Genomic DNA, 649 nt, shown 5'->3' with positions numbered 1-649 from the left:
CGGGGCGTTATACCTGGTGAACGACCGCAGCAGCACCCCCGCTGCACGCGAACGCGGGTGGCAGCGTCCGGGAATGATCCCGCGCAGCCGGTCGTTGTGGATGTCTCCGGCGCCGCCAACCGGCCCCGGCACGCCGCCCCCGGGCGTGCTGGGCCGCGGGTGAGCAGGACGCCGGCATCCCCCCAAGACCTCTCTTGAGCGCCTGACGGTGCCCACGCACCCCGCCCCCGGGTGTGCGTCGACCCCCGAATGGAGCCCCCACCATGAACACGATCCTGCGTAAGAGCATCCTCGGTATCGCCGGTCTGACCGTCGCCGGTGGCCTCGCCGCCGGCCCCCTCAACCACGACACCGGCACCCCGGTGCGCGACACGGCCGTGACCACCACCCAGGCCGCCGGCAAGCTGGACAGCGCCGCGCTCATCCCGCACGGCGTCCAGGGCACCCAGTCCCACATCGACCTCGACGACGAGCAGACCGCCAACGTCAAGGCGATCATCGCCGCCACGAAGAAGGCCGGCATGGACGAACGCGCCGCCGTCGTCTCCATCGCCACCGCGTTGCAGGAGTCGAAGCTGGAGAACCTCGGCCACCTCGGTGACCGCAACGACCACGACTCGCAGGGCCTGTTCCAGCAGCGCCCCTCCAG

At 71.5% G+C, this 649-nt stretch carries 1 protein-coding gene; it reads left to right on the top strand.

The window, feature by feature from the left end; genetic code table 11:
- Positions 1 to 263 precede the first annotated feature (263 nt).
- Positions 264 to 649: hypothetical protein (locus ACPCK6_RS29615; RefSeq protein WP_423482860.1), on the top strand; the 386-nt coding region annotated here is incomplete at its 3' end.

Source organism: Micromonospora sp. AB353, assembly GCF_049538395.1.
Classification (GTDB): Bacteria; Actinomycetota; Actinomycetes; order Mycobacteriales; family Micromonosporaceae; genus Micromonospora; species Micromonospora aurantiaca.
This window is presented reverse-complemented; position numbering and strand designations above follow the sequence as displayed.